Genomic DNA, 24,991 nt, shown 5'->3' on the forward strand with positions numbered 1-24,991 from the left:
CCTTGTAAAATAAGCTTGTGTATAGGTAATGTATAGGTGCTTTTGTAGTTTGTTGTGTTTTACTAAACCGAGAGTATGTACTCAACAAGCCCTAATTCGTGAAGTAAGTCCATCTTTTTACGCAAACGATATCGTTTTATTTCTACACTACGTACTGAAATGTTTAAAAGTGGGGCAATTTCCTTAGATGATAAGTTGAGCCTTAAGTAAGCACATAACCGTAAATCGTTTGGTGTTAATAGCGGATGCGCCTTTTTAATCTTCTTCAGGAAGTCTTTATCGGCATTATTAAATGCCTCTTTAAACATATCCCAGGTATCATCCTCATTAATGTTTTTATTAATAGTTGTAATAACCGATTTTAAGCTTTTATCGCCCCCTTCGCCGGTTTTTTTTAGGTCGTCTTTAATAAGGGATAGTAATTCGTTCTTTTTGATGAGGTTCATGGTAGAAACTGCTAATTCCCTATTTTTATTTTCAAATTCCTGTTGAAGCTGATCATTTTTAACCTTCATTAATTCCTGCTCATTTTCAAGCTCTTTAATTTCTAATAGCCTGTTATTTTCTTCAATAAGCTTTTCTTTTTGCCTTTGGTAATAGTTTTTGTATGCCCTGTTAACAAGGTAAGCTGCAATAAGCGCCAATATTAAATATACAATAAGCGCCAGGGTGGTGGCATACCAGGGTTTTAGTATAGTAAACGAATAAATTGCAGTATTTACAGATAATGAGTTGCCCGTTTTTGCCCTTACTTTAAAAGTATAATCACCCGGAGGAAGGTTTTTAAAGCTTATAAACGATTTGTTGCTCCACTCGCTCCACTCATCCTGCATGCCTTCCAACTTGTACTGAAAATCAGCATTTACATATTTGCTGTATTCGGGTACTGTATAAGAAAAGTTTAGGTTATTCTCAGAATAGGTAAACTCGCTTTGGCCGGCAATAGCTGAATTAAAAGTGTTTTTATTTAGCTCGTTAGCCGCTACGTTAGTTATTAATACTTTGTAATTCTTAAAATTGATGTCGTTTATATTGATGGTATAATAGCCATCTGTAGTACCTATAAGGTAGGTGCTGGCTGTAATTTGAGAGATATTCTCATACCCCAGCATTGAGTTTGTTAAAGATGACGGTATTGGGATGATGTTATGCTTAAGATCTGAATTTAATTTACCTGATGAAAAGTAATTTATGTAATTTTTGGTAAAAAACCACAATTTTCCTGAGTTATCAGGGATTAGTTTACCCGATGTATATTCGTCATTTCCAAATATTTTAGAAAGTTGTTGCTGCTTTATAAACTCATTGTTTTTTGTGTTAAGCTTAAAGATACCGTCTTTTGATGCGTAGTATATTTCGCCGTTTAGTGTGCTAAGGCTGGCATTTTTACCCTTTGCGGGCGATTTATAGGTAAAGATCTTACGTGCTTTAGTAAATTCAGGGTCTACCGTTACCCTAAAGATGCCTTTATACTCATGGCTCACATAAATGTTGTTGCCATTAACAGCAAAAAATCGGCTGGAGTAGTTAAACCCATCTATCCGGTTTTTGTATTTCCACCCGGTGGGGGTTTTCTCTAACAGCGCAAGGCCTTGATAATAGCCCTGTATCAATAAATTTTTATTGGTTGGATGGCGTTCAAATTTCCAGGTGCCAATGCCTGTAACTATTTGTTGTGCAGAATTATTTTTTATAATAAATGTGCCATAATCGTGCCCACAAAAGAGCGTATTATCATATTCGTATAAAGACCAAACCTGGCCTTTTGTACCGGGTATCAGTTTAAAATCGGCATCGGTATTATAGGGCTTACTAAATAATCCCTGATTTGTACCCACATATAACATGCCTTCATATAAAACAGAAGCGTACACTGTGCCTAAAAAGCCGGTATCATCTACCAAATTATGCACAGCCGATTGCATATTAATGCAGTTAATGCCATTATCAAGGCCTATCCACAGGTTTTTATCGGCATCTTCAAATAATGATAGTGCCGTATTATTACTAAGCCCTTTATTTTGAGTTATGTGGTAGGTTACCCTGCCTTGGGGCGATACTATAAATATACCATTAGATACAGTTCCTAAAGCAAAGCTGCCGTCACTAAGCATCTGGCAGCTGTACACACTTCCTGACTGTAACTCGTTATCAGCTTCAATAGCCCACTTTGTTACTATGTTGTTTTTAAACTCGTAAAAACCGTCATATTGGGTTTGTATGAGCAGGCAATCATCTTTACTAAAAATGTTTACAATCTTGCTGTTGGCAAAAAGTGGAGCATTACTAATAAGCTTGCTTGTGCCATTCTCTATTTCATAAAGGCCTGAGCTAAATGTTTGGTATAAAATGGTATTATTTACTGCAAATACCTTATTCATACCGGTATCCGATGTAATGATGTTGTATTTACCCGATTTGCAATCGTAAATAAATATTTGGCTAAGTGATTGAAAAATAACCCAATGGTCGTACTGAGCAATATTCCAAAACTGCTCATCGTCTATAATTTTTTTCTTGATGCTTTTAGAAAGTGAGTAGTATTTTAAAAGCCCATCGGCTTGTCTTTTCCAGTAGCCAAACTCCATGTAGCAGCCGGTATATATTTTATCGCCTATAACTTTAACCGATCTCATAATGGTTTCATTAGGAGTAGGGTAGAGCATCCATGCAGTGCCGTTATATTCTAACAACCCTTCATTATTGGCAAAATACAGGTAATTGTTGCCATCCTGGCTAATCATCCAGTTTTGATTGCCGGCGTTATAGTTAGCCGAACTGTATTTTATTATGGGCGGCAAATCTTGGGCGAATGCCGTTAGCGAGAATAATATAAAAAAAAGTAATTTTTTTTTCAAAATACTTTACAGATTTTAATTTAATTACGAATATACAAGAAAAGTATGCAAATAAAAACCGCCCCGCTTGGGCGGGGCGGTTAAACTTATCAACATGAATATGAAAAATATGAAAGTGAATTATTGTTTAATGAAACGTGCAGAGCTCTGCTTGCCGTTTGCTATAGTATTAACTATGTAAACACCGGCTTTAAAGCCTGAAACATTAATTGTAGCTGTAGCCTGGTTAGGGTTAGCATCAATTACTTTTTGGCCAAGCATGTTAAATATTTGAACGCTATCAATACCATCCTGAGCAGCAATGTTTAGTGCATTAGTTGCCGGGTTGGGGTAAATAGCAACCGATTTTTTAACAAGGTCTGTTAAGCCAGAGGTGCTTTCCTGTCCTACACGTGCAAAACCTAAAGCCGATTCCTGAGTAGGGTTAGCATTTACGCCTGTAACAGAATAACCATACTGTACGTGAGATCCTGCTGCCGCAGTTGCTACGATATTAAAATCTTCACCAGCTACAAGCGGTGCTGTTGTCATTTGCAGGTTTGCGTAGTTAGCATCAAATATTTTTACAAATGCAATACCGGTGTAACCTGTTGCAAGTGTGTTGCTAATAGTGTGGCCGGTATAGTTAAATGTTTGTCCTGCAAGGGCATCGTCCTGTACGTAAGTGTTACCTTCAAAAACTCTTGTACCAACAGCTCCATTAGCCCATTCTGCATCTGTGCCATCGCCATAAGCGCTAAAGTTAGGATGAAGATCTAAAGTATTATCTGTATTTACTACAGTTTTAAGAGCATCTACACCCCATTCACCACCATTAATATAAGTTGTACCATCTAACTGAAACCAGTTTGCATAACCAATAAGATTAGAGTCGTTATCTATTGTTACTGTGGTATCTGTACTTGGCTGTCCGGGTTCACCGCCACCTACAACCATTTTACCAAATGCAGCTTCATCAACAGGGTTTGCATTTAATCCTCTTGTCATAAAGCCATATTGTACGTGTGCCGCAGCCGGATACTGACCTACATTTGCAGGTAGCGTAAAGTTACCCTCTTCATCAAGCTCTATAACAAGTTCTGCAAGAGGCGGAGATGAGTAGTTTGCATCAAGTACTTTTATGAAAGCCTGTACGGTATAGCCATCTACTAAAGTATTACTGATAACTGTGCCGCTAAAAGTCATATTCTGGCCTACGAGAGCATCATCCTGAACGTAACTAAGTGCAAGCATTATCTTGTTGCCTATTGGCCCGTTAGACCATGTAGGATCGCCCGGAGTGTATGCACTATAGTTAGGATATAATGATACTGTATTATCTGTGGTGTTTAATGTTGTTTTTAAGGCATCAAGAGGCCAGTCGCCGGCATAATTCTCAAAAGGCTCACCGGGTACATTAGTAAACCACAACATTGCAGACAACCATGTAGCATTTGCATCAACAGTTACATTTGTTTGGGCATTTGTATTAAGTGATAATAGTGATAAGCCTAATAAAGCTGAAGCTTTAATAACTTTGCTTTTAAGTAGTTTTTTTACTTCCATATTAAAATTAAAATTTTGGTTATGGTGTAAATGTATGTAATCAACGAAAACGATATAGATTTTACGCCTATATAGAAACTATACAAAAAATTAACTTTAAAATTTTTGTGTTCTTATTTTTTAAAAGCGTTGAATTTACAGTAGGTCTACCGCTTATTACATGCTTAATTAAAAACTCTATCGTTGTAGTTGTTTAGGTCGCTGTATAGGCAATGTATAGGTAATTTAGGATTTTTACCTGTTTTGTTGTAGTTTAGATAGTAGGGCTACAAATGTAGTATTTGTGAAAATGTATTGATATAATTTTTTAAATGATATTTTTCAACGTAAATTATTATCAATTTATTGTTTATAACTGTGGTAAACTAAAGTTAATAATTACTGGTATATGGCTAATCCGAAATTTGATGTTACATTGTGATATTGTTGACTCCGAATATTTTAGCAATAAAGCCCTGTTAATTAAATTTTAAATTAATGTTTTTAAAACATTATTAAGAAACTCATTTTTAGTTTTGGCTCACTAACATTAATAAAATCAAAAAAATGAAAAGAATCAATTTATTAGCAGGAGCACTTTTTGTAGCTGCATTAGGATTTACAGCTTGTAGTGATGATGACAATGACAAAACCGATGTAACTATTGCAGGAACTTACGAACTTGAGGAAGTAAATACAGAAGCAGCAACGGACTTTAACCTGAATGGGACTCCACACATAGACCAGACTGAAGAATCTAACTGCTATGATGCAGGTAAAATAGTGCTTAGGGAAGACAGCACTTTTACATATACTATAACAGGTATTTTAGTTGACGCTTCTACAGGTTCATCGGGATGTTTAAGTAGTGTAAATGTATCAGGTACATGGGAGGCAGATGGTACAGGTAACAATGCTGTTATCTCCGCTGCTTATGAAGACCAGAATGGTGATGACCAAATTATTACCTTAACTAAAAGTGGAGATAAGCTTACATTAGTTGATGATAATATACTTTCCAGATATCCTGACAGAAACGATGCAGGAGGAGCTACCTATACATCAGGCAGTATTACCTATGTTTTTGAAAAATAAAGCACTTAAGTTAAAATGCAAAAAGGATGCCACTCGGCATCCTTTTTTTATTCTATTAAACTATAAATTAGTTTACAGATATTTTTTTAGTCACAGTTTTGTTACCAACAGCTATTTTAGCCACATAGATACCTGTAGAAAGGTTATCAAGGTTAACCTGAGCTGTTACGCTATTTGGTGTTGAGTGTGCTACCTGCTGACCTGCAATGTTGAACAATGTAACATCAGATATATTTTCCTGGCCTGCAATATTAAGTACATTATTATTGGTGTAAACTGCTAAAGCATCCTTATTTGCTATAATATCCTTAGTAGATAATGTTCCTTCTACATATTGTATATTATCTATGTAATAGGTATTGTTATTACCGTCTGTTTCATTATTAAGGCTCCAGAAATCAATTTGCCCAAATGAAGCTTCGGCACTTGGAAAATCACCCTCAAATAAAACAACATCATCTTTTTTAATTACAACGGTATTATCATCAAGGTTAATTTCATGTGTAACAGTAAACCATTCTTCAGGAACAAAATCTGCAAGTGCTACTGCTGTAAAGCCATCATCGGTATTAAAACCCCATGCAAGTTGGCCCTGGGCGTTAGTAAAGAAGTTAGCATACATGCTTAAACTAAATTCACTTTCTGTGTCTTCAGCATCCATAAAACCGTAAAAAGCCCATCTGTCAGCTGGTATCAGCATATCAAATTGTACCGTATAAGTTCCGCTTGTTTTGTTACCTAAAAGTAGTAATGCATCCTGCCCGGTATCGCCAATATAGCCCGATAAATCACCACCACTGGCCTCATCACTAGAAACCTCAATAGCTTCTGATGCATTTCCTGACCATGATGACCAATGACCGTCAAGCAATTGATCGCCACTAGTGTAAGATTCAAAATCATCTGAAAACTGTGCATTAGCAACCAAGCCAGATAAAGCAAATGCTAAAATGTAAATTTTTTTCATAAAAAATAATTTAAAGATGTTAATTTAATTTTTTTTCTTCATCATAAAATATTGACAAAGTCTAATGACAAATATTTATATTTTTTATTTAAAAAACAAACTATTTAGCTTTTAATTATTGCATTTTTAGCGAGTAATTGATTAAACGGAAGTTTTTAGTGCATTTTTGATAACCGGGGTGGTTTTAATATCAATTTCAAAAGTTATAAACAAAAATGGATACCAACAGGTATCCACTTTTATATTATCTCTGCACTTAAGCCAGCTTCCAGAAGTTGGGAGCATTGGGGCCTTAGTTCTTTGTATTCTCCGGTTTTAACTGTGCATTTACCTTTATAATGCACCAGTATAGAACATTGTTCTGCCTGCTCTGGTGTATGTTTGCAAACTCTTATTAAAGTTTCAATTACATGATCAAAAGTATTTACATCATCATTATACAGCACAATCTCGTTATTGTTGCCAACCTGTTCCTCTGTAAGTACTTCTTCTAATACTTTTTCCTTGATACTCATATTCAAATATTTAATACATGCTAATTTATATATTTTAGCGAAACCCAATTGTTTTTTTGGTGTTTTTTTACAAAGGTAAGCCCTTTTTCAGTACACGATTCATCAATGGCCGGTATGTCTTCCTCATAAAAACCGCTAAGTAAAAGTATACCGCCCTTATTAAGGCAATTAACATACTGTTGCATATCGTTTAAAAGGATATTACGGTTAATATTAGCAATGATAACATCATAACTTTTGCCTTGCAATAAAGCGGCATCCCCCTCATAAACGCTGATATGCGAGCAATTATTACGTTCAGCATTTTCTATAGAGTTAAGATAACACCAATTATCTATATCAATGGCATCTATAGGTTGTGCACCCTTCATTTCTGCTAAAATAGCAAGTATAGCAGTGCCGCAGCCCATATCAAGGGTTTTTTTACCGGCAACATCAGTTTCCAATAAATGCTGTATCATCATAAACGTAGTTTCATGGTGGCCGGTACCAAAACTCATTTTGGGCTCTATAACAATATCGTAAGTAACGTCTATTTTTTCATGGAATGGGGCGCGAACGCGGCAGGTATTGTCAACATCAATGGGCTCAAAATTCTTTTCCCATTCCTCGTTCCAGTTAACCTGCTCAATTTCTTCAAATTCGTAAGTAATTGTAAACTCTTCCGATTCCAAAATCTGAATATCACTAAGAACATCTTCCGTCCAAAATTGCTTTTGTATATAGGCAGAAAGCCCATTTTCAGTTTCCTCAAAACTTTCAAAGGGCTTTTCGCCCAGTTCGGCCATAAGTATTTCGGCTCCCGGCTCTTTAGGAATTACTATAAAATGATAACCAATGTACTGTGGCATAACTTTAAATTTTCGCAAAGGTAATATTAAGGTAACATTAGATAGTGATAATTAATATTAAGTTTGCGCAAACTTTACACGGGTGCTTTATGTAATAGCTGTGCGCAATTATCTAAGTATACTTTAAAGTGATTTTAAATTTTTTGGCAAATTAAAACTTAAATTTTGTAATATCCTTTTAAATGAAACTAAAACTTACATTGCTATTATTTCTTGTGGGATTATCTGCGGTAGCCCAGATCGATATCAGGAAGACAACCACCGATAACGACCTTAAGCTATCGGCATTGCCATACTATAATTATGGTAAAGGATTGGGTATTACATCGCCCGATAGTATTTTTCAGTTTAATATCCGCTTCAGGATGCAAAACAGGGCAACCTATATTCAAAATGAAGACGAAGACCCGGCAATCGACGGGCAGATAAGAAGGTTGCGTTTACGGTTTGACGGTTATGTAGGTAACCCTAAATTTATTTATGCCTTACAGCTATCATTCGCACCGGGCGACGTGGGCGAAATACAGGAAGGTGAAAATATTAATATAATAAGGGATGCAATTGTTTTTTACAGGCCTAATAAGCACTGGAATTTTGGTTTTGGACAGACTAAGCTTCCCGGTAACAGGCAGCGTGTAAACTCATCGGGAGGTTTGCAACTCACTGACAGAAGTATCAATAATGCAAGATTTACTATAGACAGGGATTTTGGTTTCCAGGTACATAACCAAAATGAGCGTGTAGATAAATTTTCTTATAATTTTAGAGGTGCAATATCTACAGGTGAAGGAAGGAACTCTACCGATAAGCCGGATAACGGACTTGCCTACACCGGTAAGGTAGAATTATATCCGCTTGGGGCGTTTACAAAAGATGGTGCTTATTTTGAAGGTGATCTTATGAGGGAAACCAAACCGAAGTTAATGCTTTCCGGTGCTTACCAATATAACGACAAGGCAAGGCGTACCGGTGGGCAGTTGGGCAACGACCTTTTTGAGAAGCGTGATATGCAGTCTATATTATTAGATGCTATGGTAAAATATAACGGCTGGGCGTTTATGAGTGCGTATATGCAGCGTATTGCAGATAACCCCATAACCGTAAACCCTGATGATGCAACAGATATACAATATATTTTTACAGGCCATGGTTTTGATTATGAAGCAAGCTACCTGTTTCCGTCCAATTACGAGATCATAGGCCGATTCTCTACCCAAAAGGTTAATAACGATATTGTTACCTTAGCGCCAAACGCCAAACAATACAGCCTTGGTGTTACAAAATATATTTGGGAACATGCATTTAAGGCTCAGGCAGAAGTAACGTTAGATGATCTTAGCTATTTTGATGGCACATCTAAAAAAAACTGGTATGTACGTTTTCAGGTAGAGATAGGAATATAAGTAATGTATGCCTCTTTCTTTAGCGCGTTGAACAAGTATTATTTAATTGTGATAATCTGCTCTTTTATTTTTTTACATTTGCATAGTTAATAATCTTATTTTATTATGTTACAGGCTGCAGATACTATTGTTAAAAGCGAACTGGAAGAATATTTTTTAAAGTTTAGGCAAAATATTATTGGCATAGGGCAGGAGTTTGTTTCGCCCTATGGCAAACAGCAAATTGTATATACCGACTGGACTGCCAGCGGCCGACTGTACCGCCCTATTGAAGATAAGATTGTTAATGAGTTTGGCCCTTTTGTTGCCAACACCCATACTGAAACTACCGTTAGCGGTACGGCCATGACCAATGCCTACCACGAAGCGCGCCATATTATTAAGCATCATGTTAACGCCTGTACCGATGATATTTTAATTACCGACGGCAGTGGGATGACAGGTGTTATAAATAAACTGCAAAGGATATTGGGCCTTAAAGTACCCGAAAACCTGAGGACACATATTAATGTGCCTGCCGAGAAAAAACCTGTGGTTTTTATATCGCACATGGAGCACCACAGTAACCATACCTCGTGGCTGGAAACTATTGCCAATGTAGTTATAATACCTGCCTGCTCTAAAGGGCTTATTTGCCTTGATAGTTTTAAAGGCCTTTTAGAAGAATATAAAGACCACACCCTTAAAATAGCTTCAATCACGGCTTGCTCTAATGTTACAGGTATTAAAACACCTTATTACGAAGTGGCAAAACTAATACACCAATATAACGGTATATGTTTTGTTGATTTTGCCTGTTCGGCACCGTATGTAGATATAAATATGCACCCGGCAGATGAAGATGCTCAATTGGATGCCATTTTCTTTTCTCCGCACAAATTTTTAGGAGGCCCGGGTACAACGGGCGTTTTAGTCTTTAATAAGAAGTTGTATAAAAATATGGTGCCCGATAACCCGGGAGGTGGTACTGTTAGCTGGACCAACCCTTGGGGTGAACACAAATACCTTGATAATATAGAGGAACGCGAAGATGGCGGCACACCGGGTTTTCTTCAGGTTATAAAAATTGCGCTTGCTGTGAGGCTTAAAGAGCAAATGGGTGTAAATAATATTCTTAAACGCGAGGAAGAAATTATTGAGTATGTATTTGAAAGCCTTGGCAACGTACCTAACATAAACATTCTTGCGCCACAACACCAAAATAGGCTTGGGGTAATTTCTTTTTATATTGATAGCCTGCACTTTAACCTTGGTGTTAAGTTGCTTAACGATCGTTTTGGCATACAAACCCGTGGCGGTTGCAGCTGTGCCGGTACTTACGGACATTATTTGCTGCACGTAGATCAGGAACAGAGTAATTACCTTACTGATAAAATATCTTTAGGCGACCTGATACAGAAACCGGGATGGATAAGGATGTCAATTCACCCTACTACCACCAATGCCGAAATTAAGTATGTATGCGACAGCATAAAAGCGTTGGCAGAAAATCATACTGAATGGGCTTTAGACTACCAATATAACAGTAAAAATAACGAGTTTGTGCATACAAATGATGCAACTGTAACTCCTGTAAATGTAGATAACTGGTTTACTTTATAGCAGCAGGATCGTTACGGCGGTGTTTAAAGCGTTTGTGCGTCCATAAATAATATGGGGGCACTTCTTTAATTTGCTCCTCAAGCATGTGCATAAAGCGATCGCTTATATCAAAATTGGGTACGTCTTTAATGTTTTCTTCAACGGGTATAAATGTACATTTGTAATAACCGCGGCCGGTTTTTTCTATTTTGGCAAAAATCATATTCAGGCCAATTTTTTTAGCAAGCAGCTCGCCACCTACATGTATGGGTACCTCCATACTAAAAAAATCTCCCCAATGTATAGCACTCGATAGTTTTGGGCTTTGATCGGTTATAAAGCCATACACCCCATGTACATTATTGCGAATGTTGTTGCGCATGGTAGGGATAACATCGCGTATGCCTATAAGCTCGGCATTAAAACGGCTGCGCATTTTTTTAACCAGCCTGTCAAAATACTTATTTTTAATAGGCTTGTAAATTCCGTAACCTTTTAGGCTAAGGTGTTTATTCATAACCAACATCCACTCATAACTCCCATAGTGGCCTAATAGCATGGCAACACTTTTTTGTTGTTTTTCCAGTTCGCGAACTACCTCAAAGTTAGTAAATACAAAGCGCTTGTTTATTTGCTCGTCGGATATAGTTAGGGTTTTGGCCATTTCAAAAAAGCTGTCGCAAAAATGGTGGTAAAACTTTTTCTCTATGGTTTTGCGTTCAGCAATAGTAAGGTGGGGTAGAGCCAGGCTTAGGTTAAGGCGCACTGTAGCTTTTCGGTAACCGATTACCCTGTACAGTATTACATATACAAAATCAGACAAAAGATACAATAGCGGAAACGGTAATTTAGATATAAGCCAGATAAAAGGATAGGCCAGTATATAGGCAATAAACTGCATTCTGTTTTTATGCAAAGATAACTTATTTATTGTTTACCTGTAACGGTTGCTGTAGCCTGCAAATTTATAGAATGCTTAAAATAGTTGTTTGGTAATACTACCTTTAATGCAATTGCGTTAGCTTTGTACCACAAATTTTAAAAGGGATATGAATTTTAACGAGATAATTTTATGGGTTATAATTGGTGTTAACGCACTTGTAAGCTATAAAGGATTTAACGATCAGTCGTTTTTTAGAAAGTATGAGTTTCACATAGGCAGCATAAGGGCGGGGGAGCAGTACCGAATGTTTACAAGTGCATTTTTGCATGCCGATATAATGCACCTTATATTCAATATGCTTACACTATACTTTTTTGCGCCCGTTGTTATAGCATTTATGGGGCCACTGGCATTTTTACTGGTGTATTTTGTTAGCCTTATAGCTGGGAGCCTGCTAACGTTGTATTTTCATAAAGACGATTACTGGTACCGTGCCATAGGGGCATCGGGAGCAGTAACAGGGGTATTGTATTCGTCTATATTACTGGCACCTGGTATGGAGCTTACATTATATTTTATATTGCCACTGCCTGCCTATGTTTTCGGTATTGGATATCTTTTGTACTCAATTTATGGAATGAAGGCTAAAAACGACAACATAGGCCACGTGGCACACTTTGGCGGGGCTATTGGCGGGTATGCAATTACGCTTTCGCGCGAGCCGCATATGCTTTATGATAATACGTTGATGGTTATATTATTAACCGTTCCAATTATCGTTTTGTTCTATTTGGCTAAAACTAATAAAATATAAAAAACTAAAACTGGCACGCAATTTGAATTTCTTACAGAAAACATAACAATCAAACACCATGAAAAAAATTGCATTAGTAGTATTAGTATTTGTAGGCACACTGGCAAACGCACAGGTGCAGCAACAAAACCCACAGCCGCAAATAAGTGTAAACGGAGAGGGCAAGATAACTGTAGCGCCGGATCAGGCAGATATCAGCGTAGGTGTTACCAACACCGGTGCCGATGCTAATGAGGTTAAAAAGGCCAATGATGCCGCTATAGATGCGGTAATTAAATTTCTAAAGGCACAAAAGCTACCGCAGGGCGATTACCAAACCCAAAGGGTAAACCTTAATAAAAACTACGATTACACTAAAAAGAAATACAGCTTTGTAGCATCGCAAACTATTGTAATACATTTAAAAGACCTTGCTAAGTATGACGCCTTAATGATAGGCCTTACCGATGCCGGTGTTAATACCATAAACGGTGTGGCATTTAAAACATCTAAGCAGGCTCAGTACGAAAGCGAAGCAAGGGTTAAAGCGGTAGAGAACGCTAAGAAAAAAGCAACCGATTACACTACAGCATTAGGACAATCGTTGGGTAAAGCTATAATGGTAACAGATAATACCCAAACCTATTATCCTCAGCCGATGATGCGTATGGCTATGAAAAGCGAAGCAGCCGATATGCAGCAGGAAACACTTGCTATAGGCGAGATTGAAATTACGGCAAATGTAAATATCAGCTACGCCTTAGGAAACTAAAAAATTTAGGAATATATAAATAGCCCTGTATCTTGATTGATGCAGGGCTATTTGTTTTATAACATTAAGCTTATGATTAAGCTATGGTAATATCCGGACTAAGGTAAACATCCTGTACGGCTTGTAACAGTTTTACCCCTTCGTTAAACGGTCGCTGGAACGCTTTCCTGCCCAGTATAAGCCCCGTACCACCGGCACGTTTGTTTATAACGGCTGTACGGATAGATTCGGTAAGGTCGCTCTCGCCCTTTGATTCGCCACCCGAGTTAATCAGTCCTGCCCGGCCCATATAGCAGTTGGCTAACTGGTAACGGCACAGGTCTATAGGATTATCTGATGACAAATCGCTATACATTAGTGGGTTACTTTTAGAAAAGTTGATGGTAGTAAAGCCGCCGTTGTTTTCCGGCAGTTTTTGTTTGATGATATCCGCCTGAATAGTAACGCCTATATGATTGGCCTGACCCGTAACATCGGCAGCTACTTCATAATTTATTCCATCCTTCTTAAAATCGTTGTTACGCGTATAGCACCAAAGTATGCATGCCATACCGAGTTGGTGGGCTTCTTCAAAAGCTTTGGCAACTTCAACGATTTGTCGGTCAGAGTTTTCCGATCCAAAATAAATAGTTGCACCCACGGCTGTGGCGCCCAGGTTCCAGGCGTCGCGAACGCTGCCAAACATTATCTGGTCGTACTTGGTGGGGTAGGTAAGCAATTCGTTATGGTTTATCTTAACTATAAACGGAATTTTATGGGCGTACTTGCGGCTCATTATGGCAAGGTTACCAAATGTGGTAGCTACGGCGTTACAGCCTCCTTCTATGGCCAATTTTAAGATGTTTTCAGGATCAAAATACATTGGGTTAGGCGCGAATGATGCGCCCGCGGTATGCTCTATATCCTGGTCTACAGGTAAAATAGATACGTAACCGGTTTTTGCCAGCCTGCCGTGGCCGTATAAAGCACTCAAGCTTTTAAGAACCTGTGAGCTGCGGTTGGTTTGTAAAAATATATCATCTACAAAGGTAGGTGAGGGCAGATGCAACAAATCTTTAGAAATTTTAGGGGTGTTAAAGCCCAGCAAACTTTCGGCATCTTTGCCTAAATGCTGTTGAATATCAGAGTAGTTCATAAAGTATAAAATTTATGAACTTAAAATTACTAACTAAATTTTAGGGATACATTAATTAGATGTTAAAGAATGTTAAAGCAGTTTTTGAAATTGATATAAAAAGAAAAGCCTTCACTTAAGTGAAGGCTTGATGGTATAAGAAATTCAGAGCTAATTCATTTCCGGGCCGGTTTTATCTTTACGGGCATCCATCATTTCCATAAGCTTAAGGCCCATAATGCCGCTAATAGGGTTATCGGCACCGCCATTGCCCGATATTATTACATCAGGAATAACTTTAATGTTGCCTCTGCCTATCTCTTCGGTAATTTTATACCTTGTAAAGTTATCGCCACCCATAGCCGATACCTGTAGCTGGTACGCCTCGGCAGTAGATTTACCAACAGCCATGATCTTTTCAGCCTCTGCAAGTCCGGTTTTAGAGATGCGTTCAGCCTCGGCGCTGGCTGTAAGTTTTGTAGCTTCTGCCTGAGCGCCGGCACGGGCTTTAGTAGCCTCTGCTTCAGCATTTGCACGCATTTTGGTCGCCTCTGCCTCTGCATTTACATTTAGTTTCAGGCTGGTTGCATCACCTTCGGCTTTTTTAACTGTAGCATCGGCGGTACGTTGCGCTATCTCAACACTTTGCGAAGCACGTACAATTTCTTTCTGCATATCGGCAATAGCGGTTTCTTTCTCCACGCCCTGCCTTTGTTCCTGTGCCATTTTTTGCGTTTGATAAGTTTTTTGCTCCTCTTCGGCAATTTTACGGTCGGTCAACGTTTTCATAAGCGATTCAGGAGGCACAATATCGCCAATAAGCGTATCTACGGCATTAACGTTGTACTCATCTAACACAAGCTTAATATGATGCTTGGCCGACTCCTGGCGCTCTTTCCTTGTGCTCAGGAATGAGATAACATCACTATCCTGCGCCGAGTTTCTAAAGTAGTTGCCTATAGTTGGTTCTAACACCTGTGATACAAGGTTGTTCATGCTGCCAAACCGCGCTATAACCTTAGGGGCTTCGTTAGCGGGAACGTGTATAATTTGCGCCACATCAAGGTTAAAAGGGAAACCGTCTTTAGAACGCACAGTTATGGTAGAAAGGTTCTTATCCAACTCGTGCGATTCGCTCCTGGCATTCGCCCAGTTAAGTACAAGGTTGGTAGTGGGCACGGCTTCCAGCTTTGTAGTGTATTTGTTAAGCGCATACTTGCCGGGGCCAAAGGGTTCCATCCAGACACCGCGCTGCCCTTTAGAAACTATATTACCGTGTTTAAAATGTTCGCCGGTAACATCCTGCCCGTCTTCTCCTATATAGGATATTACAACGCCCACGTAACCAATAGGTACATCGGTCATAGGGTTTTGTTCTATAAGGATAGCCCATGTATTAATATAGTAAGAACCAGCAAGCATTACATGAGGCTGTAACCCACGGTTACCGCCGCTTTCTAAAAAGGCATCAAAGTCCTGGAAGTTATTGTGCCCCTCTACAAACTTACCGGCGATCTGGCCTATGGGGATAGGGTCGCCATCCAATGCGGTAACAATGCCTATCATGTTCTCGTATATCTTAACCTGATCTGCAATTACAATTTCAAATAAAAAGGTGTTAATACGGTATGATCCTGTGGTAATAAAGGCCGTTTGGCGCCCTTTTTGGCCACCGTTGTCTAAAAATGCGGTAGCATCCTGAAAGTTGTCCGAATCTACCTTCCGGGCCAGAATGCGACCAGTTTGTATTTCTTTACCGTCTTTACTCAATACCAAGCCTATCTTTCCTTCAGGTATTACGGTAAACTCGGTCATGTCTACCGAATATTGCCATATCCACATCATCCAGTACAGTCCCGGCGCAAGCGTTTTTGCCTGATAGCCCGCCTCGCCTTTAGTGGCTATAATACGGCCATCCGGCAACGATTTTTCCGCCCCAAAGAGCACAAATTTTTTAGTAACCAGTCCAATTTTATTTTCAGGTACGATAACCATCCCGAAAAACACACGTAAAACAAATTTGTAAAAAACAACGCATAGTAAAAGGAGTCCTAACCATGCGTAACCAGAGATAATTGTTGTCATGTTTGTTATAATTAGACTGTAAAATTACGCTGGTTTTAACAAGAATGTTCTCAGGCTTAAATAATTTAACTTATGGCTTGTTTTACGCGCTAAAGCCTTAAAAACAGCTTTTTTACATCGATATAGTTGTTTGTTTAGGGCTGGGTTTTCCAAAATGCAAACTGCGGCCTGCATCTTGAATTTTAACAGTTTAAAGGCCGCTTTTTCATTATCTTATATAAATTTTAGGGCAAATAAAAACCGGCCACAGTAGTATGGCCGGTTTTGATAAGTGACACTGATTAAACTATTGCGATATTTAAACCCCTACTGCTGCCATCCTGCCGTGTTGCTGATCGGTTTCCGCGCCGTAGCGCGCCGACGTTAGTTTTATTACCTTACACGAACGGGTGGAAAGTGTAAGGCACCGTTACAGCCTCCTCGGCAGGCTGCCTACCCGTCATCTTCGTTTTGGTAGCCGTTATAATTTTTTAATCAGTATCAGTACATTACGAATGCTAATGCGTTTATGTATTATAAAGTTAGCAAAAATGTATTTAGGATTTCATAAATTAATATAACAAGAAAATACTTATTTTAATTTAAGTTTTTGATTTACAGCGACTTGTTTTTATTTAGGGTTTAATATTTTCAGAAAGAAGCCGATATTTACACCAAACTTTAATAAACATTTAGGCTTATGTAAATTTAGCAACACGCTCAAAGTCCTCGTAAGAAACCTTTACAAATTCCATTGCAATAACCTGGTAATCAAAGCCTGCACTATATACTACAGGCAAATGGCCTTCAAGAGTATAGTTTGCAGCAGCCCATGCATCTTCTGTAGTAACAATTGAATCTGACTCAATTAACAGCACATTTTTGTACTTACCGCGGGATTGCACAACCTCTTCCGGAATTAAAACGGTATTTGCCAGCATAATAATCTCTGCAGTGCGTTCTTTTATAGCGGTTTGTAGTATTGTTTTAAACCTGTTGGCATTTTCAGGAAGCTGTAATTCACTGCCACCGGGAATGAGAAATAGCGTTGTTTTTGTATCTGAGGTATTCAAGGTATTATATTTTCGGGACTGCGAAAATACAGCGAAATGAACCGTTTGCAGCTTATATTAACGTTATGCTAAGTGAAATATGAGATTAATTTAAGAAATGGGGCCACATTTACTAATATTTGCAGTATTTGACAAGATACTATTAAGCAGTTAATTCTCAAATCCCTATTTTTATCGGTTTTACATAATCACAGTATTTATGAAACTATCTATTGCCAAGATATGCCTGCCATGCCTTTTATTATTGACGTTAACTACTTCTGCTATAGCACAAAACCCATCAGGAAGGGAAGTAACCTTAATAGATGACGGCTGGCACTTTGCATTTGGGCACTCTCATGATACCGGCAAAGACTTTAACCACGGTACAGCATACTTCTCCTACCTTGCAAAAACCGGTAACGGCGATGGCCCTGCTGCTGCTGCTTTTGATGACCGTGCCTGGCGATTATTAAACCTGCCGCACGACTGGGCTGTAGAACAATCATTTAGCGAAGCAGGCAGTTTTAGCCACGGCTTTAAAACCGCAGGTAAGGGCTTCCCGGACAAGAGTATTGGCTGGTACCGCCGGAAGATCAGCATACCAGAGACCGACCTCGGGCGCATCATCTCGCTTAAGTTTGACGGCGTATTTCGCGACTCTAAAGTGTGGTTTAATGGGCATTACCTTGGTAATGAGCCAAGTGGATATGATGGTTTTGAGTATGATGTTTCCGCTTATGTAAATTATGGAGGCGAAAATACCATTGCCGTGCGCGTAGATGCCTCTATGGAGGAGGGCTGGTTTTACGAAGGCGCCGGTATTTACAGGCATGTGTATGTGCAAAAGACTAATCCACTGCATGTTAAAACTAATGGAACTTACATTACTACCGATATTAAAAACGGTTATGCCAACATAAAAGCGCAGGTTGCCATTGAGAATTGGAGCAATGATAATAATGGAGGCGATGTAGAAATAGTATCAACGATTGTAGATCCGCAGGGTAAGGAAATTTCTACAAAACAGATAATTTTGGCACCAAAACCCTTTAATATTTCACTTTCGGACTCTGAGATTCGCATAAATACCCCCCTTTTATGGGACATTGAAAATCCAAATTTATACCGCCTCATAACTCAGATAAAAAAGGAAGGAAAAATAGTGGATACCTACGAAACTACTTTCGGCATCCGGAGCATTCGTTTTGATCCCGAAGAAGGTTTTTTCCTAAACGGAAAGCATCTTAAACTGAAAGGTACCAACAACCACCAGGACCATGCAGGGGTGGGCACTGCATTACCCGATGAGCTACAGTACTTCCGCATCAAAAAACTTAAGGAAATGGGCAGCAATGCCTACCGTTGCTCGCACCATCCGCCAACACCCGAACTTTTAGAGGCCTGCGACAGGCTGGGCATGTTGGTTATTGATGAAACCCGACTTATGGGTATTACCGATTTGCACCTCGGGGCCGTTAAACGAATGATAGAGCGCGATCGCAACCACCCCAGCGTGTTTTGCTGGTCGGTTGGCAATGAGGAGTGGGCCATAGAGGGCAACATCATGGGCGAGCGCATAACCAATACCATGCAGGGCTATGCTAAGAGCATTGATCCTACAAGGCCCGTAACTGTGGGCATTAGCAGTGGTTTCAGGAGCGGGATATCATCGGTAGTAGAGGTTATGGGTTACAACTACCTTGGTAATGGCGATATAGATGCGCACCGCAACCAGTTTAAGCAACAGCCCGGTATGGGTACCGAGGAGGGCTCTACCTTTGCCACCCGCGGTATTTACGTTACCGATGATGCCAAACATTACCAGGCAGCTTACGACCGCAAACCGCGCCCGTCATTTTACAGTATAGAGGAGGGGTGGAAGTTTTATGCCACACGCCCATACCTGGCAGGCATGTTCATCTGGACAGGGTTTGATTACCGTGGCGAGCCCACGCCTTATGGCTGGCCGTCGGTTACTTCCTACTTTGGTATGATGGATGTGTGTGGTTTCCCTAAAGATAATGTGTACTACCTTAAATCATGGTGGGGTAGCGAGCCGGTGCTGCACCTGCTACCGCACTGGAACTGGCAGGGCATGGAAGGCAAAGAGATAGACGTTTGGGCGTACTCCAACTGTGATGAGGTAGAGCTTTTTCTCAACAAAAAGAGCCTTGGCAAAAAGATGATGGAGCAATACGGCCATTTAGAATGGAAGGTGGCTTACCAACCCGGTACATTAGAGGCTGTAGGCTATAAGAATGGTAAAAGGATACTTACCGACATTAGGAAAACCACAGGCAAGCCGGAAAAGATAAAACTTACGTCGCACAGGCAAACGCTCGACAAAGCTAATGGGGTTGCAGTATTTAATGTGGAAGTGACGGATAAAAACGGGCTGCACATTCCCACGGCTACAAATGAGGTTACGTTCAGTATAAAAGGCGGCACAATAATAGGGGTGGGCAATGGCGACCCAACATCGCTTGAAAATGATAAATTTATAGACGCTATCGCTTTAGTAAACATAACCGGTTTGCAGGAGCAGGCACTTACTACAGTTAACTTGCCACAGCAACTGCCATCGTACCCTAAAAACAACTGGACGGAGGCTTTTAAAGACAGGGATTATAAAAACCTTGCTCCGGCTTATGTTTACCGCGGGCAGTTTGAGTTGGCATCACTATCAGCAACTAATGTGGTTACGTTCTTTTATCAGAAGGTAGGGGTAGATGCCGTTATTTTTGTGAATGGTAAAAAGGTTAACTCAGCTAAAGATGACGCTCAAAAATATATTCTAAGTGCCGATATGCTTAAACAGGGCATCAACACCTTAAACATTATAGCAACACCCGTACATAAAGTAAAAGATTGGGACGTGATTAACGCCAACCCCGGTGTTGTTCAGGTTATAACTCCCGCTGACCAGTGGAAACGTAAGCTATTCAGCGGTTACGCACAGGTAATCGTTCAGGCCGATGGCAGCGGTAAGGATATTGTGCTTTCGGCTACAGCCAAAGATGTGAAAGCTGCAACGCTAACCCTTAGTGTTAAATAACGTTCTTTTGTCTTGAAACAAAAGAACCAAAAATTCAAGGCTTGCACCCTTTTACGCTACAAAGTATTGCGTTCGGCTAAATCATTTGAACTCGCTGCGCTCAAACAGCAAATGATTTTTAACGCCTTACTTCATACTTTGCTTAACGCTAAAAGGGTGATGCCTTAGCTTCACTCATACCCTAATGAATTACGGCAATACACAAACTGTACCCGTTCTCGGCTCCCCTCTCTTTCGGAGAGGGGCTGGGGGTGAGGTCTTCAGAGTCGTAAGCCGCAAAAATTCCTTAACCATAGTACTAATTTTTTTGTAAGATAAAAATTAGTAACTTCCCCTCAATTACGCTAAAGCCATACACAATGCTGGATTCATTTCCGTTTTACCTTAGCCTCATTGCCGTAATATTAGGGGTTATAATGCTCGCTAACAAAATAAAGGTGGCCTACCCGGTACTGTTAGTGCTGGCGGGGCTGGGCATCAGCCTGATACCCGGTATGCCCACGGTGCACATTGAGGCCGACCTGATATTCGTTATCTTCCTGCCGCCGCTTTTGTATGAAGCGGCATGGTCTATCTCATGGAAAGAACTGTGGAAATGGCGCCGCATCATTACCAGCTTTGCCTTTATAGTAGTGTTTTTTACAGCCTTTACCATAGCCTTGGTAGCCAATCATTTTATACCCGGCTTTACGCTTGCACTGGGCTTTTTGCTGGGAGGTATCGTATCGCCGCCCGATGCTGTAAGTGCCGGGGCTATACTTAAGTTTGTAAAAGTACCGCGGCGTTTTTCATCAATATTAGAAGGGGAGAGCCTGCTTAACGATGCCTCTTCGCTTATAATTTTCCGCTTTGCGCTTATAGCCGTTGCAACCGGCCAGTTTGTATGGCAGGAAGCCGCTTTAAACTTTAGCTGGATGGTTTTTGGCGGCGTGGGTATAGGCCTTGTAACAAGCTACATTATTATGAAATGCCATAAGCATTTACCTACCGATGCCAATATAGATATTGCTCTTACGCTCATAACGCCTTATATTATTTATGTAGCTGCAGAAGAGGTACACAGTAGTGGTGTACTTGCGGTGGTAAGTGGTGGCTTGTACCTTTCTACCCACAGGATGATATTTTTAAACAGCACATCGCGCCTGCGCACGGTTAACGTGTGGGAGAGCCTTTGCTTTGTGCTCAACGGGCTTGTGTTTATGCTAATTGGGCTCGACCTGCCCGAAATTATCGAAGGGTTGGATGGCACCGGTATAGGTACAGCCATAGGCTACGGCTTATTAATTACACTGGCATTGGTGGTATCAAGGATAATATCGGTATATGCGGCGGTTTTTACTACGCTGATAGCACGAAATTTTATAACGGTAGCCGATGCCGGACACCCCGGTTTCAGGGGGCCGCTTGTATTAGGATGGGCAGGTATGCGGGGTGTGGTATCGCTGGCAGCGGCACTCTCTATACCCGTAACGTTGGATGATGGCTCGGCTTTCCCGCAGCGTAACCTTATACTCTTTATAACCTTTGTAGTGATATTGTCAACATTGCTGTTGCAGGGCTTAACATTACCATGGCTGATTAAGAAGATAAACATGCCTGATCCCGACTCTATAATGCCCGAAGACCAGATGTACAATAAAATAAGGAGGTTAATGGCGCAGGAAGCACTTGATCACCTAAAAACGAATTACAGTACGCAATTGCAAAACAGGCAGGTGTTGCAGTTTTTTGCCAGTAAATGGGAAAATAGCGGCGCAGAGTCTGACGATAATTCGCTTATGGACGAAGAAACAAAAACTATTTACCTCGATCTTTTAAATGTTCAGCGCGACCTGTTGCTTAAAAAGAACAAAAGCCTTGTTGTTGACGAGGAAATTGTGCGCAGGCACCTGTTATATTTAGATTTGGAAGAAGAAAAGTTAGGGCTTTTATAATAATGCAAGCTAGCACTTACTTCCAGTTCAGCTCCAGCGCAAAACAGGCTTTATCGTCTTTATTAATACTAAAAAAGGTCTGTTTATCCTCAATGCCTGAATATAACTGAACTGCATCGCCCAGTTTAAGTTCGCGCATAAAGTTCATATCAAAGCTTTGCAACTGCTGCCTTAAAATAGGTTTATGGTCTATACCATCCAGGCACCATTCTAAATATTTTACGTTGTTAGCATGGTTTACAATATCCAGGTCAGATAATACCACTTTGCGTTCGCTGTGCAGCGCGGCCTCACGGTTTAGGTTCACTTTTTTAAAGGATTCAGCGGTCGATTCCCTTTCAGGGTATTTTTCAAAATGTTCGTGGGGCAGGGCAAGGGCTTCGGCCTTGCGCAGTTTTGTATTAAATACCGCCCAGTAGGTAATGGAACCCACAATTTTTTTATCGCCAAGGTACATTTCCAGCGCACGTATAGATCGTGATCCCTGCAAATCATAAATCCAGGTTTTCACGGTAACAACATCGCGCCATTTAGGCAATTCATCAACCTCTACGCGCATGCGGCTTAGCACCCATGCCTGGTCATGCTGCTGCATATCGGTAAAGCTAAGGCCGCCCAGTTCGGCATGGTAACCGGCTGTTATTTGCAGCAGGTTGCAAAGCTCGGTGTGGCGCAGCAGGCCGTTAGGGCTGCATTGCAGGAAATTAATTTCAAAGTCGTGCGAGTAAACCGATGTAAAATCCGGGGATATTGGCATTATAATGAATCTTCTATATAATTAATAATAGTGGCAGGCGGGGTTTTAAAATCAAACCACCTGGCACCTTCGGTACGCTTAAACCAGGTCATCTGGCGTTTGGCAAAGCGGCGGGTGTTCTTTTTAATTTCTTCGATGGCAAAATCAAGTGTAAAATCGCCGTCAAAATAGCTAAAAAGTTCCCTGTAGCCAACAGTTTGCAATGCATTCAGCTTTTTATGCGGATAGAGTTCGCGAGCCTCGTCAATTAGCCCCATACCCACCATAATATCAACGCGCTGGTTAATACGGCTATACATGGTTTCGCGATCGGCTTCAAGCCCAATGACGATTGGGATAAAGGTGCGGCTGTTCTTTTTGATATTCAGGAACGACGAATACGGCCTGCCGCTGCCAATGCAAACCTCCAGCGCACGCATCAACCGTTGCGGGTTATCTTTTGCTACGTTGTGGAAATGCATTGGGTCTAAACGCTCTAATTCCGACTGTAAATATGCAATTCCTTTCTCTTCAAAATCGGCTATAAGCTGTTGCCGTATGGCGGGGTCTACATCGGGGAAATCATCAAAACCTTTTAAAACCGCATCAATATAAAGCCCCGATCCACCCACTAAAACCGCAAAGTTATTAGTGGTAAAAAGCTCGTTGAGTTTAGCAATGGCATCACGCTCAAAATCGCCTACAGTATATTCATCAAAGATGGATATGTTCTGGATAAAATGGTGTTTAGCTGCCGCCATTTCATGGTTACTGGGTACAGCGGTACCAATAGCCATTTCTTTAAAAAACTGCCTGCTATCGGCCGATAGGATCTCGCAGTTAAAATGCTTTGCAATTTCTATAGCCATGGCGGTTTTGCCAATGGCAGTTGGACCTATAACAGTAATAAGGTATTTGCGTTGGGTATCCATTTATTTAGAAAGGCTTGCGCCGCAGTTGTAGCAAAATTTAGCATCGTCACGGTGCTGGTTAGCACCACAATTAGGGCATGCCTGGGTATTTAAATGAGGTTTTTCATCGTTCATAAACTGTGCGGTTACAAGCCCTGTAGGCACTGCAATAATACCGTAACCCATTATCATAATGATAACGCTTACCAGTTGCCCAAGCGGGGTAATAGGGGTAATATCGCCAAAGCCTACGGTAGTAAGGGTAACGATAGTCCAGTATATGCTGATGGGTATGCTTGTAAAGCCGCTTTCAGGGCCTTCTATCATATACATTAAGGTGCCCATAATAATGCAAAGCACCAAAACACTGAATAAAAATACCGCGATTTTAACCTGGCTTTTGCGGAGTGCGTTAATTAACTGGTTACCTGCCCCTACAAAATGCGTTAGCTTTAATATCCTGAAAACACGCAATAGTCGCACCGCCCTAACGGCAATAAGAAAGCCTGTACCCGGGAAAAGTAAGCCCACATATTTGGGTATGGTAGCCAGAAGATCTACAAAGCCGTAAAAACTAAACACATATTTTAGGGGTTCGCGAACGGCTATCACACGGCCAATATATTCCAACGTAAAAAGTACGGTAATTATCCACTCAATCCATGCCAGTTGGCGCCCATATACAATTTTTATAGATGCCACACTCTCCAGCATTACCGCCACGATACTCAGCAGGATAACGCACAGCAGTATAATATCAAAAAGCTTACCCGCGCGGGTATCGGCCTCATAAATTACTGTGTGGAGTTTTTTACGGGTTTCTTCAGGTAGGAATCCGCTCTTTAAAATTTTAGGTTGCTGCATTATACCAAAAATACTA

At 40.3% G+C, this 24,991-nt stretch carries 19 protein-coding genes; 7 read left to right on the forward strand and 12 right to left on the reverse strand.

The genetic code is table 11. The features are described 5' to 3' along the window. Positions 1–62: 62 nt before the first annotated feature. Together FMM05_RS14375 and FMM05_RS14380 are read right to left on the reverse strand one after the other, a co-directional pair. Positions 63–2,858, reverse strand: coding sequence for a triple tyrosine motif-containing protein (locus tag FMM05_RS14375; protein ID WP_317129574.1), 2,796 nt, complete (start codon positions 2,856–2,858; stop codon positions 63–65). 120 nt (positions 2,859–2,978) lie between these two features. Beyond that, on the reverse strand, positions 2,979–4,403 hold the full coding sequence (locus FMM05_RS14380) for a T9SS type A sorting domain-containing protein (RefSeq protein WP_143374089.1): 1,425 nt from the start codon (positions 4,401–4,403) through the stop codon (positions 2,979–2,981). 546 nt (positions 4,404–4,949) lie between these two features. On the opposite strand from FMM05_RS14380, the gene FMM05_RS14385 reads away from it, so the two are divergent. Beyond that, positions 4,950–5,477, forward strand: a complete 528-nt coding sequence (locus FMM05_RS14385; protein WP_143374090.1) for a lipocalin family protein — start codon at positions 4,950–4,952, stop codon at positions 5,475–5,477. A 67-nt stretch (positions 5,478–5,544) separates the two neighbouring features. On the opposite strand, the gene FMM05_RS14390 is transcribed toward FMM05_RS14385, so the two are convergent. The 3 genes from FMM05_RS14390 to prmA form a co-directional block, all read right to left on the reverse strand. Beyond that, on the reverse strand, positions 5,545–6,444 hold the full coding sequence (locus FMM05_RS14390; RefSeq protein WP_143374091.1) for a T9SS type A sorting domain-containing protein: 900 nt from the start codon (positions 6,442–6,444) through the stop codon (positions 5,545–5,547). 239 nt (positions 6,445–6,683) lie between these two features. Next, complete coding sequence (locus FMM05_RS14395) at positions 6,684–6,959, reverse strand: ATP-dependent Clp protease adaptor ClpS (protein WP_143374092.1); 276 nt, start codon at positions 6,957–6,959, stop codon at positions 6,684–6,686. A gap of 20 nt (positions 6,960–6,979) precedes the next feature. After that, positions 6,980–7,810 (reverse strand): 50S ribosomal protein L11 methyltransferase, encoded by an 831-nt coding sequence (gene prmA / locus FMM05_RS14400; protein ID WP_143374093.1) that lies wholly within the window; start codon positions 7,808–7,810, stop codon positions 6,980–6,982. 182 nt (positions 7,811–7,992) lie between these two features. On the opposite strand from prmA, the gene FMM05_RS14405 reads away from it, so the two are divergent. Beyond that, positions 7,993–9,213, forward strand: a complete 1,221-nt coding sequence (locus FMM05_RS14405) for a porin (protein ID WP_143374094.1) — start codon at positions 7,993–7,995, stop codon at positions 9,211–9,213. 105 nt (positions 9,214–9,318) lie between these two features. After that, positions 9,319–10,815, forward strand: a complete 1,497-nt coding sequence (locus FMM05_RS14410; RefSeq protein ID WP_143374095.1) for an aminotransferase class V-fold PLP-dependent enzyme — start codon at positions 9,319–9,321, stop codon at positions 10,813–10,815. Here the strand turns inward: FMM05_RS14410 and FMM05_RS14415 are convergent. Beyond that, the gene (locus FMM05_RS14415) at positions 10,805–11,710 is read right to left on the reverse strand and encodes a lysophospholipid acyltransferase family protein (protein ID WP_317129575.1); all 906 of its coding nucleotides are present in this window, start codon (positions 11,708–11,710) and stop codon (positions 10,805–10,807) included. The two genes, FMM05_RS14410 and FMM05_RS14415, sit on opposite strands and share 11 nt — an antisense overlap. A gap of 133 nt (positions 11,711–11,843) precedes the next feature. Here FMM05_RS14415 and FMM05_RS14420 point away from each other — a divergent pair, with 133 nt between their 5' ends. Both FMM05_RS14420 and FMM05_RS14425 read left to right on the forward strand, forming a co-directional pair. Beyond that, a complete protein-coding gene (locus FMM05_RS14420) occupies positions 11,844–12,491 on the forward strand; it encodes a rhomboid family intramembrane serine protease (protein ID WP_143374096.1) in 648 nt (215 codons plus the stop codon). A 58-nt stretch (positions 12,492–12,549) separates the two neighbouring features. Continuing rightward, on the forward strand, positions 12,550–13,242 hold the full coding sequence (locus FMM05_RS14425) for an SIMPL domain-containing protein (RefSeq protein WP_143374097.1): 693 nt from the start codon (positions 12,550–12,552) through the stop codon (positions 13,240–13,242). Between the two features lie 76 nt (positions 13,243–13,318). Here FMM05_RS14425 and FMM05_RS14430 read toward each other — a convergent pair whose 3' ends face one another. The 3 genes from FMM05_RS14430 to FMM05_RS14440 form a co-directional block, all read right to left on the reverse strand. Further along, a complete protein-coding gene (locus FMM05_RS14430) occupies positions 13,319–14,377 on the reverse strand; it encodes a class I fructose-bisphosphate aldolase (RefSeq protein WP_143374098.1) in 1,059 nt (352 codons plus the stop codon). A 150-nt stretch (positions 14,378–14,527) separates the two neighbouring features. Beyond that, positions 14,528–16,441: an SPFH domain-containing protein gene (locus tag FMM05_RS14435; RefSeq protein WP_143374099.1), complete on the reverse strand. Its 1,914-nt coding sequence runs from the start codon at positions 16,439–16,441 to the stop codon at positions 14,528–14,530. A gap of 677 nt (positions 16,442–17,118) precedes the next feature. Further along, on the reverse strand, positions 17,119–17,493 hold the full coding sequence (locus FMM05_RS14440; protein WP_143374100.1) for a hypothetical protein: 375 nt from the start codon (positions 17,491–17,493) through the stop codon (positions 17,119–17,121). Between the two features lie 199 nt (positions 17,494–17,692). Here FMM05_RS14440 and galA point away from each other — a divergent pair, with 199 nt between their 5' ends. After that, a complete protein-coding gene (gene galA / locus FMM05_RS14445) occupies positions 17,693–20,530 on the forward strand; it encodes a beta-galactosidase GalA (RefSeq protein WP_143374101.1) in 2,838 nt (945 codons plus the stop codon). A gap of 359 nt (positions 20,531–20,889) precedes the next feature. Next, positions 20,890–22,464, forward strand: coding sequence for a Na+/H+ antiporter (locus tag FMM05_RS14450; RefSeq protein ID WP_143374102.1), 1,575 nt, complete (start codon positions 20,890–20,892; stop codon positions 22,462–22,464). A gap of 16 nt (positions 22,465–22,480) precedes the next feature. Here the strand turns inward: FMM05_RS14450 and FMM05_RS14455 are convergent, their stop codons facing one another. From FMM05_RS14455 to FMM05_RS14465, 3 genes are read right to left on the reverse strand one after another with little or no spacing between them, the layout of a single operon-like run. Next, entirely contained in the window at positions 22,481–23,221 is a 741-nt protein-coding gene (locus FMM05_RS14455) for an acyl-[acyl-carrier-protein] thioesterase (protein ID WP_143374103.1), read from the reverse strand. Beyond that, complete coding sequence (gene miaA / locus FMM05_RS14460) at positions 23,221–24,132, reverse strand: tRNA (adenosine(37)-N6)-dimethylallyltransferase MiaA (protein ID WP_143374104.1); 912 nt, start codon at positions 24,130–24,132, stop codon at positions 23,221–23,223. The genes FMM05_RS14455 and miaA overlap by 1 nt, the downstream gene beginning before the upstream one ends. Then, positions 24,133–24,975: an ion transporter gene (locus FMM05_RS14465; protein ID WP_143374105.1), complete on the reverse strand. Its 843-nt coding sequence runs from the start codon at positions 24,973–24,975 to the stop codon at positions 24,133–24,135. Between the last annotated feature and the right edge of the window lie 16 nt (positions 24,976–24,991).

Origin of the sequence: Flavobacterium zepuense, from assembly GCF_007097145.1 — a bacterium.
GTDB classification, from domain to species: Bacteria; Bacteroidota; Bacteroidia; order Flavobacteriales; family Flavobacteriaceae; genus Flavobacterium; species Flavobacterium zepuense.

What these genes read in the sequence shown, in the direction of transcription:
- FMM05_RS14380 (WP_143374089.1), bottom strand. Translation starts at nt 4,403, where the DNA reads ATGGAAGTAAAAAAACTACTTAAAAGCAAAGTTATTAAAGCTTCAGCT.
- FMM05_RS14385 (WP_143374090.1), top strand. Translation starts at nt 4,950, where the DNA reads ATGAAAAGAATCAATTTATTAGCAGGAGCACTTTTTGTAGCTGCATTA.
- FMM05_RS14390 (WP_143374091.1), bottom strand. Translation starts at nt 6,444, where the DNA reads ATGAAAAAAATTTACATTTTAGCATTTGCTTTATCTGGCTTGGTTGCT.
- FMM05_RS14395 (WP_143374092.1), bottom strand. Translation starts at nt 6,959, where the DNA reads ATGAGTATCAAGGAAAAAGTATTAGAAGAAGTACTTACAGAGGAACAG.
- prmA (WP_143374093.1), bottom strand. Translation starts at nt 7,810, where the DNA reads ATGCCACAGTACATTGGTTATCATTTTATAGTAATTCCTAAAGAGCCG.
- FMM05_RS14405 (WP_143374094.1), top strand. Translation starts at nt 7,993, where the DNA reads ATGAAACTAAAACTTACATTGCTATTATTTCTTGTGGGATTATCTGCG.
- FMM05_RS14410 (WP_143374095.1), top strand. Translation starts at nt 9,319, where the DNA reads ATGTTACAGGCTGCAGATACTATTGTTAAAAGCGAACTGGAAGAATAT.
- FMM05_RS14420 (WP_143374096.1), top strand. Translation starts at nt 11,844, where the DNA reads ATGAATTTTAACGAGATAATTTTATGGGTTATAATTGGTGTTAACGCA.
- FMM05_RS14425 (WP_143374097.1), top strand. Translation starts at nt 12,550, where the DNA reads ATGAAAAAAATTGCATTAGTAGTATTAGTATTTGTAGGCACACTGGCA.
- FMM05_RS14430 (WP_143374098.1), bottom strand. Translation starts at nt 14,377, where the DNA reads ATGAACTACTCTGATATTCAACAGCATTTAGGCAAAGATGCCGAAAGT.
- FMM05_RS14435 (WP_143374099.1), bottom strand. Translation starts at nt 16,441, where the DNA reads ATGACAACAATTATCTCTGGTTACGCATGGTTAGGACTCCTTTTACTA.
- galA (WP_143374101.1), top strand. Translation starts at nt 17,693, where the DNA reads ATGAAACTATCTATTGCCAAGATATGCCTGCCATGCCTTTTATTATTG.
- FMM05_RS14450 (WP_143374102.1), top strand. Translation starts at nt 20,890, where the DNA reads ATGCTGGATTCATTTCCGTTTTACCTTAGCCTCATTGCCGTAATATTA.
- FMM05_RS14455 (WP_143374103.1), bottom strand. Translation starts at nt 23,221, where the DNA reads ATGCCAATATCCCCGGATTTTACATCGGTTTACTCGCACGACTTTGAA.
- miaA (WP_143374104.1), bottom strand. Translation starts at nt 24,132, where the DNA reads ATGGATACCCAACGCAAATACCTTATTACTGTTATAGGTCCAACTGCC.
- FMM05_RS14465 (WP_143374105.1), bottom strand. Translation starts at nt 24,975, where the DNA reads ATGCAGCAACCTAAAATTTTAAAGAGCGGATTCCTACCTGAAGAAACC.